This window comes from Stenotrophomonas sp. TWI1183, assembly GCF_039673115.1.
Taxonomy (GTDB): domain Bacteria; phylum Pseudomonadota; class Gammaproteobacteria; order Xanthomonadales; family Xanthomonadaceae; genus Stenotrophomonas; species Stenotrophomonas maltophilia_AA.
This window is the reverse complement of sequence record NZ_JBDJKZ010000004.1, coordinates 16755-29334: the sequence shown is the minus strand read 5'-3', so window position 1 is coordinate 29334 and position 12580 is coordinate 16755. Positions and strand designations below refer to the sequence as shown.

Sequence of the window (12580 nt, the reverse complement as noted above, 5' to 3'; positions counted from 1 at the left end):
GTTGTTCTCCAGTGCGCCGCATATTGTAACCGTCTTCAGCGAGTCTGGGTGCCTTCCGAAGGCTTTTCTTCACCAGATTTCGGAGTTTCCGCCTGAGCCGGCACAGTGGCCGACGGAACAGGCTGCTGGACCGGGGTTTCCGGGGCCTTCGGCACGGCCGGAAGCTCGCCTGCCGGTGCGGCCGGCGCGGATGCGGCCGGAGCCGACATCAGACCCAGGTCCTGCTGCGCCGCCGGGCGCGAACCATGGCTGGCGTACCAGGCCATGAAGAGGCTGATGCCGAAGAACACCACGGCCAGCCACTTGGTCGACTTGGACAGGAAGTTGGACGCGCCACGCGCGCCGAACACGGTACCCGAGGCGCCGGCACCGAAACCCGACCCTGCGGCCGCGCCGGAACCACGCTGCATCAGGATGAGCGCGATCATGGCCACTGCGACCAGCACGTAGACCACATTGAGGATCAACATCAGCATTTCGAATCCGTCCTCGGACATGTCGTGCCGGCGGTTGGGCCGGCAACATTACTAATTAGCGCCCCGCCGCCGCGGCAGCGATGGCAAGGAAGTCCGCGGCCACCAGCGAGGCGCCGCCCACCAGCCCACCATCGACATCGGGCTGTGCGAACAGTTCCGCGGCGTTGTCGGGCTTCACGCTGCCGCCATAGAGGATCGACAGTGAATCCGCAATTCTAGCATCCAGCTTGGCCACTTCGCCACGGATGAACGCGTGGACCTGCTGGACCTGCTCCTTGGAGGCGGTCCGGCCGGTACCGATGGCCCAGACCGGCTCGTAGGCGACCACGGCCTGGGCAAAGCCGGCGGCGCCGACCAGTTCCAGCACCGGGGCGAGCTGGGCCGCAATGACTGCCTCGGTCTGATCGGCCTCACGCTGCTCGAGGGTTTCGCCCACGCACAGGATGGGCGTCAGGCCGGCATGCAGGGCGGCGGCGAACTTGCGCGCGACCAGCTCACTGCTTTCCGCATGGTACTGGCGGCGCTCGGAGTGACCGACCAGGCCGTAGCGGGCGCCGACTTCGGCCAGCATGGTGGCCGAGACTTCACCGGTGTAGGCGCCCTTTTCGTTGCTGCTGACATCCTGGGAGCCGAAGGCGACGGCGCGGCCCTCGAAGGCTTCGACCAGTTCGCCCAGGTACGGGAGCGGCGGGAGGACCACGACTTCGACGCCCTGCAGCGGGAGGTCGGCAACCAGGTCACTGACCAGGTCGGTGGCGAATTGGCGGCTGCCGTGCAGCTTCCAGTTACCGGCGACGATCTTGCGGCGCATGGCGATGGCTCCTTTGGGTATCAGCCGGCCATGATAACGGATGCAACGAAATGGCGTGGGCGGGAAAACGCTTACATTTCAATTGGATATTTATTTTCGGCCGCAGTCCCAGATCAAAAGCAAGGGCGACGGGGCCGGTGGACGTGCCCGGGCTGGGCATGGCAGCGATCGCCCAACCAAGCAGAGCGAATAGCCGAATGCGGCGAGGCCAGCATTGCGTGGAGCCGGCCAGCGGCCGGCACTACTGGAACGATGAAGGCCGCCTTTCGGCGGCCTTCGTTCTTGTCCCGGCAGGATCGCTTACTTCAGCTTGATCTCGCGCAGGCGCTCTTCCAGGAAGCCGTGGGCGGTGATCGGCTCCGGATAGCGGCTCGGGTTTTCCGGGGTGATGCAGGTCGGCAGCACGTCGATCAGGAAATCCGGGTTCGGGTGCAGGAAGAACGGCACCGAATAGCGCGGCTGGCGCGCCTGTTCACCCGGGGGATTGACCACGCGGTGGATCGTGGACGGATACACATGGTTGGTCAGGCGCTGCAGCATGTCGCCGATGTTGACCACGATGGTGTCCGCGTCCGAGGTGAAGGGCACCCACTTGCCCTCGCGGGACTGCACTTCCAGCCCGGCCGCACTGGCGCCGACCAGCAGGGTGATGAAGTTGATGTCGCCATGGGCGCCGGCGCGCACGTTGGGGATGTTCTCGGCGGTGATCGGCGGGTAGTGGATCGGGCGCAGGATCGAATTGCCGTTGTTGGTCTTGTCCGCGAAGAAATCTTCCGGCAGACCGATATGCAGGGCCAGCGCCGACAGGACGCGCGAACCCAGCTTGTCCAGAGCCTGGTAGATGCCGTAGCCACGCTCACGGAAGCCCGGGACCTCGCTCGGCCACAGGTTCGGGGCCATCACGTCACGGTACTTGGAGTCGTCCGGGATCTCGCGACCGATGTGCCAGAACTCCTTCAGATCGAAGTGCTGGGAGCCCTTGGCGGTCTCCACGCCGAAGGCGGTGTAGCCACGTGCGCCGCCGCTGCCGGGCACGTGGTACTGGCGCTTGGTCTCTTCCGGCAGCGCGAAGAAGGCCTTGAAGACCTCATACGCGGCGTCGATGTCGGCCTGCGGAATGCCGTGGTTGCGGATGCCAGCAAAGCCCCATTCGCGGTAGGCCGCACCCAGCTCGGCCACGAACGCGTCGCGGTCGGTGTCAAAACGGGTGATGTCGAGGGTGGGGATCTGGCTCACAGCGATTCCTGCTTGTTCATGGTGGTCGGTGGGCCAGCTGTGGCCCGGCTGAACATTGTGCCAGATCGGGCCACCCCCGCCACCGATACATTGATACAAACCGATACAATGCGCGCGCCCGGACGGCCACAACGGGCCACCGGCGACGCTCACGCGCCGCCCCCTTTACTCCTTGCGTCGCCCGGTCCGCCCCATGGTTGCCCTGCCCTCCCCCTCATCGCCGACGGCGCTGCGCTGGCCCACGCCGGCAGGGCCGCGCCCGTGGCTGCCGACCCCGCACGACCTCCCACCCACGGCACCGCACAGCGCATGGGATGCGCTGGCGCGATCCCGCAGGCAATGACGACGGCCGCCCGCGCACGCCGCGGGCGCGTTTCCACACATGGACTGTCCACCGATGAACGTTCCACTGAAAATTCTCCATACCGAGGCTGCCAAGGGATTTGGCGGGCAGGAGATCTACATCTACCGCCACATGCTGGCGATGCGCGACCGCGGCCACGACGTCTCCCTGCTGTGCCAGCCCGACGCGCGCCTGGGTGAGCTGGCGCGCGAAGCCGGCTTCACCGTCCACGCGCTCAAGATGGGCGGCCTGCTGCGCATGCTGCGCGGGATCTGGTCGGTGTCGCGCCTGGTGCGCCGCCATGGCTACCACGTGGTGAACACCACCAGCCGCCGCGACAGCCTGATCGCCGCGGCCGGCGCCCGGCTCGGGGGTACGCCACTGGTGGTGCGCTCGCGCCACCTGATGAGCCCGATCAACTCGCTGCTGACCTACACCGGCCTGCCCCACCGGGTGATGACGGTGAGCAGCTTCGTCAAGAAGCTGATGGTCAGCCGCGGCATCGACGACGCACACGTGGGGATCGTCCCGCCGATCGCGGTGCCGCCGCAGTGGTCGCAGATCGCCAAGCGCGATCCTTGGCAGTGCCGGCAGGACACCCGTGCGGAAACGCGCGCCGAACTGGGCTTCGGCGACGACCAGATCGTGGTCGGCTGCGTCGCCGTGCTGCGCGAGCCCAAGGGCCACCTCGAGCTGCTGCAGGCGATCGCCCCGCTGTGCCGCGCCGATCCACGCGTGCAGCTGGTGATCGTGGGCGACGGCCAGCCGGTGATGGAGCGCCTGATCGCCCTGCGCGAGCAGCTCGGCATCACCGCGCAGGTCCACCTGCTCGGCTACCGCCAGGGTGCTTGCCGGTTGATGACCGCCTTCGATATCTTCGCCCTCGCCACCCACAAGGAAGCGGCCGGCACGGTGTTTCTCGAGGCCGCTTACGTGGGTGTGCCGATCGTCGCCACGCGTGTCGGCGGGGTCCCGGAAATGGTGGTGGAGGGCAGCAATGCCCTGCTTGCGCCACTGGGCGACCAGGCCGCGCTGACCGGCGCGCTGCGCACCCTGATCGAACAGCCCGACCGACGCGAGCAGATGGGGCTGGCCGGCTGGGAATGGATGCGCAGCGCCCACCGCTTCACCCCGACCGGTCACACTGAAGCGACCGAATACTATTACCACCAGTGGTTGAAGGAACTGGGCCATGGCCAACGCTAGATCCGTCCCGGTGCTGATGCACCACCACGTCTCCCCGTCGCCGGGGATGATCACGGTCTCGCCGGAGAACTTCGAAAGCCAGATCGCCTGGCTGGCAGCCAACGGCTGGACCTCGCTGACCCTGGACCAGTACGCCGGTTTCCTCGCCGGCAAGCCGACGCCGGCCAAGTCGATCGTGATCACCTTCGATGACGGCTACCTGGACAACTGGGTGTACGCGCACCCGATCCTGGCGCGGTACGGGATGCACGCGGTGGTGTTCGTGGTCACCGGCTGGATGGGCGAAGGCGAAGTCCGCCCGCATGCCGGGCAGCCCGGCGCCACCCTGCCCGCGACGCCGGACCATCGCGGCTGCGAGGCGGCCATCCTGCACGAGAACCGCCCCGACGACGTCATGATGCGCTGGAGCGAAGCGCGCGAGATGATCGCCGCCGGCACCTTCGAAGTGCACTGCCACACGCACACGCATACCCGCTGGCTCAAGCAGGACATCTCCCGCGAACACAAGCGCCAGGGCATCAGCGGCGACCTGTCGGTGGCACGCGACGTGCTCCGGCAGCAGCTGGGCGACGTATCGGACACGCTGTGCTGGCCCTACGGCGATTTCGACGAGGACTATGTGCAGATCGCGCGGGCGCAGGGCTTCAAGTACCTGCACACCACCCACCCGTTCGGCCGCAACGTGGTCGGCGGCGATCCGGAGCACATCTACCGGTTCGCGATCCGCGACCGTCCTGCCCGCTGGCTGCGCAAGCGCATCGCCTACAGCTACCACCCGCTGATCGCGCCGCTGTTCAACCGCTTCAAGGCGAAGAAAAAGAAGATGGTGGCAGGGCCCTGACCCGCAGCGGATCCGCAGCGGATCCGCAACGAAAACGCCCCGGTCTCCCGGGGCGTTTTCAATTCAGCCGTGTTTCCGCTGGCTCAGGCCGCAGCCGCCGCCTTCACCGCTGCCGACAGGCTGTCCAGCGTGGACTGCATCAGCTCGGCGCTGTCCGCTTCGACGGTGACGCGCACCACCGGCTCGGTGCCGGAGGGGCGCAGGAACGCGCGACCGCGTCCCTTCACCGCCTGCTGCGCGGCCACCAGCGCGGCCTGCACGCTCTCGGCCTGCACGGTCGCCTTGGCAGCGCCCTGCAGACGCACGTTGACGGTCTTCTGCGGCACCTTGTCGAGCACCGACAGCACCTGGCGCAGGGAGGTGCCGTCGCGACGCAGCACTTCCAGCACCTGCAGCGCACTGACGATCGCATCACCGGTGGTGGCACGGTCCAGGCACAGCAGATGGCCGGAGGCTTCGCCGCCGAGCACACCGTTGTTTTCCACCAGCGCCTGATGCACGTAGCGGTCGCCGACGTTGCTGCGCTGGAACGGGATGTTCAACCGTTCCAGTGCCTGCTCCAGGCCGAAGTTGGTCATCAGCGTGCCGACCACCGGACCATGCAGGCGCCCGCTGCGCTGCCAGGCCTGGGCCAGCACGAACAGCAGGTCATCGCCGTCGACCGGGTTGCCCTCGTCGTCGGCCATCAGCACGCGGTCGCCGTCGCCGTCGAAGGCGATGCCGAAATCGGCGCCGACCTCGCGGACCTTCTCGGCCAGATTGTCGATGTGCATCGAGCCGACGCCATCGTTGATGTTCAGGCCGTTGGGCGCATCACCGATGCTGATCACCTCGGCGCCCATCTCGCGGAACAGCAGCGGGGCGACGTGGTAGGTGGCACCGTGCGCGCAGTCGAGCACGATCTTCAGGCCACGCAGGTCGAAGCCGCGCGGCACGCTGGCCTTGCAGAACTCGATGTAGCGGCCGACCGCATCGCGCGCGCGCATGGCCTTGCCCAGACGTTCGGACTCGACGGTAGTGAACGGTGCATCGAGCGCGGCTTCCAGCGCCAGCTCGGTGGCGTCATCCAGCTTCTCGCCATCGGCGGAGAAGAACTTGATGCCGTTGTCGTAGTGCGGGTTGTGCGAGGCGCTGATGACGATGCCCGCATCCGCACCGAGGGTGCGGGTGAGGAAGGCCACCGCCGGGGTCGGCATCGGGCCGAGCAGCTGCACATCGGCGCCGGCCGCGACCAGCCCGGCTTCGAGCGCGGCCTCGAACATGTAGCCGGAGATGCGGGTGTCCTTGCCGATCACCACCACCGGGCGGCGCCCGTTGCGCTCGGTCAGCGCGCGCCCGAGCGCATTGCCCAGGCGCAGCACGAAATCGGCGGAGATGACGCCCTCACCGACCTTGCCGCGGATGCCGTCGGTGCCGAAGTACTTGCGCGACGCCATCAGGCCGCTGCATCCGGTGCGGGCGCCGGCTGGCGCGCCAGCATGGCCAGGATCTCGGACAGGCGGTCACGCATTTCGCGGCGGTCGCAGATCTGGTCGATCGCGCCGTGCTCGAGCAGGAACTCCGAGCGCTGGAAGCCTTCCGGCAGCTTTTCGCGCACGGTCTGTTCGATCACGCGCGGGCCGGCGAAGCCGATCAGCGCCTGCGGCTCGGCGATGTTGATGTCGCCCAGCATCGCGAACGAGGCCGACACGCCGCCGGTGGTCGGATGGGTCAGCACCGAGATGTACGGCAGGCCGGCGTCGCGCAGGCGACCCAGCGCGGCCGAGGTCTTCGCCATCTGCATCAGCGAGAACAGGCCTTCCTGCATGCGCGCGCCGCCACTGGCGGAGAAGCACACGTAAGGGGCACCGATCTCCAGCGCTTTTTCAGCGGCGAGCGAGAAGCGCTCACCGACCACCGAACCCATCGAGCCGCCCATGAAGGCGAAATCGAAGGCCGAGGCGACCAGCGGGCGGCCCTTCATCAGGCCCTGCATGGCGATCAGGGCATCGTACTCGCCCGTGTTCTTCTGCGAGGCCTTGATCCGCTCGCTGTACTTTTTCTGGTCCTTGAACTTGAGCAGGTCGGTCGGGCCCAGGCGCGCACCGATCTCGGTGGTGCTGTCCGCGTCGAACAGCGCGGCCAGGCGCGCGCGCGCGCGGATGGCCATGTGATGGCCACACTTGGGGCAGACTTCCAGGTTCTCTTCCAGCTCAGGACGGTAGAGCGCGCTGCCGCAGCTGCTGCACTTCTCCCACAGGCCCTCGGGGACGCTGCGCTTCTTGCTGGGGACGTTGTCGGTGCGGATGCCAGACGGCATCAACTTGCTGAGCCAACTCATGCGGGATGCTACTTCCGTTCAGGGCGGCCCGGGGGCCGCAAAGACGGACAGTCTAGCTCACCGTTTCCATGCTCGGGCACCCCCCGGCGGTTGCCGGGGGGCTGGCGTAAACCATTCTGGTACGTACGTTTGCGTGCTTCAGGCGGCGTCGAGTGCGCGTCGCAGCGGCGTGAGGAATGTCTCCGCGGCCTGTGCGGCGGTCGTGGCATCGGGGGCCTCGCCCAACGCAGCCACCAGCGCGCTGCCCACCACCACGCCATCGGCCTCCACGGCCATGGCCGCGGCACTGGCCGCATCCTTGATGCCGAAGCCGGCCACCACCGGTACCGCCGACCGGCTGCGCAGGTCGCGCAGGCGGGCACTGGCGGCACTGCTGTCCAAACGATCCGACGCCCCGGTCACGCCGGCGAAACTGACGTAGTACAGATAGCCCTGTGCCATCGCGGACAGCGCATCCAGGCGCGCATCGGCCGTGGTCGGCGAGGCCAGCAGGATCAGCGCCAGGCCGGCGGCGGTGAAGATCTCGCGGGTTTCGGCGGCCTCCTCCGGCGGCAGGTCGACCAGCAGGATGCCGTCCACGCCGGCGGCGATGGCCGACTGCGCGAAGCGGGCCGTGCCGTGGATCTCGATCGGGTTGAGGTAGCCCATCAGCACCACCGGGGTGGTGGCGTCGTCCTTGCGGAACGTGGCGACGGTCTCCAGCACATAGCGCAGCCCTGCCCCACGGGCCAGCGCACGCTCGGAGCTGCGCTGGATGGTCGGGCCGTCGGCCATCGGGTCGGAGAACGGCACCCCGAGCTCGATCACGTCCGCGCCGGCGGTGGCGAGTGCGTGCATCACCGGCACGGTGGCATCCAGGCCCGGATCACCGGCGGTGATGAAGGGAATCAGCGCCTTGCGACGCTCAGCGCGCAGGCGGGCAAAACAGGCATCGATACGGTCCACGGACATCTCAGGCACATCCTTCAATCAGTTCAACGGCGCCACTGGCGCCCCAGTACAGCTTCGATATCACCCCGTCGAAGATCTCCAGCCGGATCGCCAGATCCGAACCGGGATCCTGCCAGGTCAGGTATTCGCCCGTTTCCGGGTCATAGGCGTGCGGTGCGCGCGTACTGCCGGGCGGCAACCGCTGGAGCGCCTCGTCACGGGTCATGCCCAGGCGCAGGCCGAACGGCCCGGGCTGGGTGATGGCCTCGTAGGAATCTTCAATCGGGGCCAGCTCGAAGCGCTGCACGTGGTCGTCCTCGACCATCATCGACACGCCTTCGGGCAGGTTGCCCCGCTCGTAATACTCGCAGGCGCCGGCGGGTTCGCCTTCGCTCAGGCCGGCCGAATGCCAGGGGCCGTCGGCGGCGAGCTCGGTGAACCGCTGCCCGATCACGACATCGCCCGCATGATCCAGCGCGACCGAGACCACCGACGGCACGGCGTCGGCCGCCACGGCTGCCTCGGCGGCCGGTGCGTCCTCGATCGGACGGTTGGCGATGTCATCGTCATTGCTGGCCTGTTCGCGTGCCGGCGCCACCACACCGAGCGGTGCCGCAGGGGCCGGCAACACCGGCGGGTCCGGCGGCGCACATCCGGTCAGGCCGACCACCATCAGCAGCGCACTTCCCTGGCGCAGCAGCGGATTCACAGGACCAGACCCTCCCGGGCGGCGATGGTGTGCACGTCCTTGTCGCCACGCCCGGACAGGTTGCACAGCACCAGCTTGTCGCGTGGCAGATCGCGCGCGATCTTGATCGCCTGGGCCACCGCGTGGCTGGACTCCAGTGCCGCCAGGATGCCTTCGCTGTGGGCCAGCTGGTGGAACGCCGCCAAGGCTTCGTCATCGGTGATGCCGACATACTCGGCGCGCCCGGCATCGGCCAGGAAGGCGTGCTCCGGACCAACGCCCGGATAGTCCAGGCCGGCCGAGACCGAGTGGGTTTCGGTGATCTGGCCGTCGTCGTCGCAGATCACATAGGTGCGGTTGCCGTGCAGCACGCCCGGGCGACCGGCCGCGATCGAGGCAGCATGGCGCCCGGTCTCGATGCCGTCGCCGGCTGCTTCTGCACCGACGATGCGCACGTCGCGATCATTGAGGAACGCATGGAACAGGCCGATCGCATTGCTGCCACCGCCCACGCAGGCGGTGATCGCATCGGGCAGGCGGCCGTAGTCGGTGAGCATCTGCGCGCGCGCCTCGCGGCCGACGATCGCATTGAAATCGCGCACCATGCGCGGGTACGGGTCAGGGCCGGCCACGGTGCCGATGATGTAGAAGGTGTCGCGCACGTTGGTGACCCAGTCGCGCATCGCTTCGTTGAGCGCATCCTTCAGCGTGGCGGAGCCGGAGGTGACCGGCACCACCGTCGCCCCGAGCAGCTTCATGCGGTAGACATTGATCTTCTGCCGCTCGATGTCGGTGGCCCCCATGTACACCACGCACTCCAGGCCCAGCCGCGCGGCCACGGTGGCACTGGCCACGCCGTGCTGGCCGGCGCCGGTCTCGGCGATGATGCGCGTCTTGCCCATCCGTGCGGCGAGCAGCGCCTGGCCGATGGTGTTGTTGATCTTGTGCGCGCCCGTGTGGTTCAGGTCCTCGCGCTTGAGCAGGATCTGCGCGCCGCCGACCTGCTGGCTGAGCCGCTCGGCGTGGTAGATCGGACTGGGACGGCCCACGTAATGGGTCAGGTCCTTGTCGTAGGCGGCGATGAAGGCCGGATCACGGCGTGCTTCGTCATAGGCGGCGGCCAACTCCTGCAGCGGCCCGATCAGGGTCTCGGCGACGAAGCTCCCGCCATAGCGGCCGAAATGGCCGTTGGCATCGGGGTAGGCGTGGAAATCGACGATGGGGGAGACGGGGGAAGCAGACATAGCGCGACAGCCGGTGGAGACAGGCTGCCAATTTAACGCACCTGTCATGACAGGAATATCGATAATATCTGCCACGACCTGTCAGGAAAACTCACATGACCGACGGACCGTTGCCCCCGCTCAATGCCCTGCGCAGCTTCGAGGCGGCCGCCCGCCTGGGCGGCGTCGGTCGGGCCGCCGACGCCCTGCATGTCACCCATGGCGCGATCAGCCGCCAGCTGCGCCTGCTGGAGGACCACCTGGGCGTCGTGCTGTTCCAGCGCGAAGGGCGTGGGCTGCGCCTGACCCGCGCCGGCGAGGATCTGCAGGCCGCCTGCGAGGGCGCCTTCGAGCAGATCCGCGAGGCGGTGGTGGTCCTCAAGCGCCAACAGCGGCCCGAAGCGCTGGTGCTCGGCTGCAGCGGCAGCATCCTGGCGCGCTGGATGATCCCGCGCCTGCAGGCCCTGCAGACTGCCCTGCCCCAGCTGCCGCTGCACTGGTCCGCGCAGGACGGCAGCTTCACCCCCGGGCAGCAGGGTCTGGATGCGGTCCTGCTGCTGGCCCAGCCACCGTGGCCGCGCGGCTGGCAGGTGCGGGAGCTGGCGCCGGAGCGGGTGGGCGTGGTGGTCAGTCCACAGCACCCGGCCGCGGCACGGCTGCGGCATCAACCGCCCTCCGCGCTGCTGGGCGAACCGCTGCTGCACACCGCCTCACGCCCGCAGGCGTGGCCGGCGTGGGCGTTGTCGCATGGGCTGGAGCCTGCGCAGCTGCAGCTGGGCAGCGGCTTCGAGCATCTGTATTACCTGCTGGAAGCGGCGGTGGCCGGACTGGGCGTGGCGATCGCGCCGGAGCCGCTGGTGGCCGATGAGCTGGCGGCCGGCCGGCTGCTGGCCCCCTGGGGATTTGGCGCCACCGGCGGGTTCTGGGTGCTGGCCACGCCCGAGGGCGCGGCGGATCCGCGGGTGGATGCGCTGGCCGGGTGGCTGCAGGCGCAGCTGCAGGGATGAGTGCGCCACGACCGACGGTCGTGGCCTACCCGCAGGGCCGGCTGATCAATCTGCTTCGTGGCAATCGGCGCGGCGGACTTCTTCCACGAACTTGCGCATCTTGTAGCCGTCCTTGATGCCCGGCTCGGATTCGATGCCGCTGGACACATCCACGCCCCACGGCAGGGTCGCCACGATCGCGTCGAACACGTTGTCCGGGGTGATCCCGCCGGCCAACAGGAACGGCCGATGCAGGCCGGTCGGCAGGCGGGTCCAGTCGAAGGCCACGCCGGTTCCGCCGCCACCGCCGGGCGCATGGCTGTCGAACAGGAAGCCGGCCGCGCTCGGGTAACGCAGCTGCAGCTGGCGGGCATTGACCTCGTCCTTGCCGCCCATCGCCACGGCCTTCAGGTACGGCATGTTGAAGCTGCGGCAGAACGATTCGTCTTCCTCGCCATGGAACTGCAGCAGGGTCGGCCGCACGGTGCGCAGCACCTCGCGCACCTCTTCCTTGCTGTTGTCGCGGAACAGGGCCACCACGTCGACCATCGGCGCGATTGCCTGGCGCATGGCCCGGGCCTCGGCCGGCGCGACGCGGCGCTTGCTCTCGCGGGCGAAGATGAAACCGACCGCGTCCACGCCGAGTTCGCCGGCCAGGCGCACGTCGCCGGCACGGGTCATGCCGCAGAACTTGATACGGGTGCGGTAGAAGGAGCGGCTCATAAGGTGACCTCGGCAGGCAGCTGCCAGTTGTCGGGGTACAGGGGACCAACGAAGACCAATCCCTGTGGCGGAGCCGTCGGGCCGGCCACGGTGCGGTCGCGCCCGGCCAGCAGTTGCCCCATCCACGCGACCGGCTGCTCACCACAACCGACCAGGATCAATGAACCGACGATATTGCGCACCATGTGATGAAGGAATGCATTGGCCTGAACGGCGACCTCCACCACCTCGCCCTGACGGGTCACCGAGAGCGACTGCATGTTCCGGCGTGCGTGCAGGGCCTCGCACTGCACGCTGCGGAAGGCGCTGAAGTCGTTCTCGCCGAGCAGGGCCTGGCCGGCCGCGTGCATCAGCCCGGCGTCCAACGGTCGGCGCTCCCAGCTCAGCGTCTGCCGGTACAGCGCCGGGCGGACCTGGCGATTGAGCAGGCGATAACGGTAGCGGCGCGCACGCGCGGCGAAACGCGCATGGAACTCGTCGGCCACCGGCACGCACCAGCGCACCGCAATGGAGCGTGGCAGGCGGGTGGTGGTCCCCAGCATCCAGCTGCGCGGATCGCGCACGACATCGGTATCGAAGTGCACGACCTGGCATTCGCCGTGGACGCCGGCATCGGTACGCCCGGCACACACCACCTGGATCGGCGCATTGGCCACCGAGGACAACGCGTCCTGCAGGCTGGCCTGCACGCTGGGACAGCCACTCTCACCGAGCTGCTGCCAGCCTTTGAATTCGCTGCCGTCGTATTCCACGCCCAGTGCGTAGCGCATGGTGAACCTCTGTGTTTTCGGGAGAAC

General features: G+C 68.2%; 13 protein-coding genes. 3 read left to right on the top strand and 10 right to left on the bottom strand.

The window, feature by feature from the left end:
* Positions 1 to 35: 35 nt before the first annotated feature.
* The 3 genes from secG to ABE434_RS05335 all read right to left on the bottom strand — a co-directional run bounded on the left by secG (position 36) and on the right by ABE434_RS05335 (position 2523).
* Positions 36 to 476, bottom strand: a complete 441-nt coding sequence (gene secG / locus ABE434_RS05345) for a preprotein translocase subunit SecG (protein WP_346478101.1) — start codon at positions 474 to 476, stop codon at positions 36 to 38.
* A 55-nt stretch (positions 477 to 531) separates the two neighbouring features.
* Positions 532 to 1287, bottom strand: coding sequence for a triose-phosphate isomerase (gene tpiA / locus ABE434_RS05340; RefSeq protein WP_346478100.1), 756 nt, complete (start codon positions 1285 to 1287; stop codon positions 532 to 534).
* A gap of 300 nt (positions 1288 to 1587) precedes the next feature.
* Positions 1588 to 2523, bottom strand: coding sequence for a 2-oxoglutarate and iron-dependent oxygenase domain-containing protein (locus tag ABE434_RS05335; RefSeq protein WP_346478099.1), 936 nt, complete (start codon positions 2521 to 2523; stop codon positions 1588 to 1590).
* Positions 2524 to 2920: 397 nt separating this feature from the next.
* Between ABE434_RS05335 and ABE434_RS05330 the strand changes: the two genes are divergently transcribed.
* Both ABE434_RS05330 and ABE434_RS05325 read left to right on the top strand, forming a co-directional pair.
* On the top strand, positions 2921 to 4072 hold the full coding sequence (locus tag ABE434_RS05330; RefSeq protein ID WP_346478098.1) for a glycosyltransferase family 4 protein: 1152 nt from the start codon (positions 2921 to 2923) through the stop codon (positions 4070 to 4072).
* Complete coding sequence (locus ABE434_RS05325; RefSeq protein ID WP_346478097.1) at positions 4059 to 4913, top strand: polysaccharide deacetylase family protein; 855 nt, start codon at positions 4059 to 4061, stop codon at positions 4911 to 4913. Before ABE434_RS05330 ends, ABE434_RS05325 begins: the two co-directional genes overlap by 14 nt.
* An 83-nt stretch (positions 4914 to 4996) precedes the next feature.
* On the opposite strand, the gene glmM is transcribed toward ABE434_RS05325, so the two are convergent.
* The 5 genes from glmM to trpB all read right to left on the bottom strand — a co-directional run bounded on the left by glmM (position 4997) and on the right by trpB (position 10095).
* Positions 4997 to 6349 carry a phosphoglucosamine mutase gene (glmM, locus tag ABE434_RS05320; protein ID WP_346478096.1) on the bottom strand — a complete coding sequence of 451 codons (1353 nt, stop codon included), beginning with the start codon at positions 6347 to 6349 and terminating at the stop codon, positions 4997 to 4999.
* On the bottom strand, positions 6349 to 7233 hold the full coding sequence (accD, locus tag ABE434_RS05315) for an acetyl-CoA carboxylase, carboxyltransferase subunit beta (RefSeq protein ID WP_019182669.1): 885 nt from the start codon (positions 7231 to 7233) through the stop codon (positions 6349 to 6351). Before accD ends, glmM begins: the two co-directional genes overlap by 1 nt.
* 138 nt (positions 7234 to 7371) lie before the next feature.
* Positions 7372 to 8184: a tryptophan synthase subunit alpha gene (gene trpA / locus ABE434_RS05310; protein ID WP_346478095.1), complete on the bottom strand. Its 813-nt coding sequence runs from the start codon at positions 8182 to 8184 to the stop codon at positions 7372 to 7374.
* 1 nt (position 8185) lies between these two features.
* A complete protein-coding gene (locus ABE434_RS05305; protein ID WP_346478094.1) occupies positions 8186 to 8872 on the bottom strand; it encodes a hypothetical protein in 687 nt (228 codons plus the stop codon).
* On the bottom strand, positions 8869 to 10095 hold the full coding sequence (trpB, locus tag ABE434_RS05300; RefSeq protein WP_123730627.1) for a tryptophan synthase subunit beta: 1227 nt from the start codon (positions 10093 to 10095) through the stop codon (positions 8869 to 8871). The genes ABE434_RS05305 and trpB overlap by 4 nt, the downstream gene beginning before the upstream one ends.
* A 95-nt stretch (positions 10096 to 10190) precedes the next feature.
* Here trpB and ABE434_RS05295 point away from each other — a divergent pair, with 95 nt between their 5' ends.
* Positions 10191 to 11081 carry a LysR family transcriptional regulator gene (locus ABE434_RS05295; protein ID WP_346478093.1) on the top strand — a complete coding sequence of 297 codons (891 nt, stop codon included), beginning with the start codon at positions 10191 to 10193 and terminating at the stop codon, positions 11079 to 11081.
* Between the two features lie 45 nt (positions 11082 to 11126).
* Here ABE434_RS05295 and ABE434_RS05290 read toward each other — a convergent pair whose 3' ends face one another.
* A complete protein-coding gene (locus ABE434_RS05290; RefSeq protein ID WP_346478092.1) occupies positions 11127 to 11783 on the bottom strand; it encodes a phosphoribosylanthranilate isomerase in 657 nt (218 codons plus the stop codon).
* Positions 11780 to 12553, bottom strand: a complete 774-nt coding sequence (truA, locus tag ABE434_RS05285; protein ID WP_176989286.1) for a tRNA pseudouridine(38-40) synthase TruA — start codon at positions 12551 to 12553, stop codon at positions 11780 to 11782. The genes ABE434_RS05290 and truA overlap by 4 nt, the downstream gene beginning before the upstream one ends.
* Positions 12554 to 12580: the final 27 nt, after the last annotated feature.

Coding starts and splice junctions, on each gene's coding strand:
- ABE434_RS05325 (WP_346478097.1), top strand. CDS start 4,059: ATGGCCAACGCTAGATCCGTCCCGGTGCTGATGCACCACCACGTCTCC.
- ABE434_RS05290 (WP_346478092.1), bottom strand. CDS start 11,783: ATGAGCCGCTCCTTCTACCGCACCCGTATCAAGTTCTGCGGCATGACC.
- trpA (WP_346478095.1), bottom strand. CDS start 8,184: ATGTCCGTGGACCGTATCGATGCCTGTTTTGCCCGCCTGCGCGCTGAG.
- ABE434_RS05330 (WP_346478098.1), top strand. CDS start 2,921: ATGAACGTTCCACTGAAAATTCTCCATACCGAGGCTGCCAAGGGATTT.
- accD (WP_019182669.1), bottom strand. CDS start 7,233: ATGAGTTGGCTCAGCAAGTTGATGCCGTCTGGCATCCGCACCGACAAC.
- ABE434_RS05295 (WP_346478093.1), top strand. CDS start 10,191: ATGACCGACGGACCGTTGCCCCCGCTCAATGCCCTGCGCAGCTTCGAG.
- glmM (WP_346478096.1), bottom strand. CDS start 6,349: ATGGCGTCGCGCAAGTACTTCGGCACCGACGGCATCCGCGGCAAGGTC.
- tpiA (WP_346478100.1), bottom strand. CDS start 1,287: ATGCGCCGCAAGATCGTCGCCGGTAACTGGAAGCTGCACGGCAGCCGC.
- trpB (WP_123730627.1), bottom strand. CDS start 10,095: ATGTCTGCTTCCCCCGTCTCCCCCATCGTCGATTTCCACGCCTACCCC.
- secG (WP_346478101.1), bottom strand. CDS start 476: ATGCTGATGTTGATCCTCAATGTGGTCTACGTGCTGGTCGCAGTGGCC.
- truA (WP_176989286.1), bottom strand. CDS start 12,553: ATGCGCTACGCACTGGGCGTGGAATACGACGGCAGCGAATTCAAAGGC.